The sequence below is a fragment of the Kaistella yonginensis genome (genome assembly GCF_030409525.1).
Lineage (GTDB): Bacteria > Bacteroidota > Bacteroidia > Flavobacteriales > Weeksellaceae > Kaistella > Kaistella yonginensis.
This window is the reverse complement of sequence record NZ_JAUFQB010000029.1, coordinates 1-864: the sequence shown is the minus strand read 5'-3', so window position 1 is coordinate 864 and position 864 is coordinate 1. Positions and strand designations below refer to the sequence as shown.

Below are 864 nucleotides of genomic sequence, written 5' to 3'. Positions count from 1 at the left end.
CCCGACTTGATTTCTATGACACCGCCAAATGATTTTGATGGTTATTTTCATATTTTCTTCCAGATTTCAGGACCGCAAAGATGAGATGAATAATTTTGTTTCGTACATTGTTTAAAACCAGCATTTTATTCTTGCCTGCTGATACTTTTCTCTGGTAATATTTTGCAAGATCATTCTCTAGTTTTATAATGCTCATCGCTCCTAAATGTAAGGTGCTCTTCAAAGTTTTGTCTGCGAAAGGCGATACTTTAGGTCTGTATTTTAGGGAGGTTCCGGATTGATGATCAAAGGGAACAACACCACTGTAACATGCTAATTTCCTCGCACTGTCAATCATCTGAAAATTGTCAGTTTTAGCCAAAACCATCCAAGTTAAAACTTTTCCAACTCCCGGAATACTTTGCATCAATAAACTTTTTGCATTCAATTCTGCATCTGATTTTATCACTTTTTCCATTTCCTGTTCCAGAAATTTAATATGCTCATTCAGCATTTTTATTTCCTGTTCATTGATTTTTAAGAGCATTTTATCCAATCCGATCCCTGTAATGCTTTTATAATTTTTCTTCTGCTGTAGCAAAGATGTTTTCAATTTTACTTTAGATTTTCTTTCAGTTAAAAGTACTTTCAGCTTCTTGATCGCCTCAGAACTTGGTTGCCAAAGCTCACAATCCTGTGCATTTCTTTCTATAAAATGAGCAATTCTCTCTGCCTCTATCTTATCATTTTTGCCTCGCATTAAACCCATACTTTTTTTCAAATGCAGCGGATTTAAAACATAAACTGAAAAGGTAAACTGCTCCAAAACTTCATAAAGATTCCAATTATAACGTCCTGTGTTTTCCATCGCAACTACGATCTCAT

At 34.7% G+C, this 864-nt stretch carries 1 protein-coding gene; it reads right to left on the bottom strand.

The genetic code is table 11. From position 1 onward, the window contains the following. Positions 1 to 13: 13 nt before the first annotated feature. A partial coding sequence (locus QWY78_RS09225; protein ID WP_290219067.1) for an IS110 family RNA-guided transposase occupies positions 14 to 864 on the bottom strand: 851 nt, incomplete at its 5' end.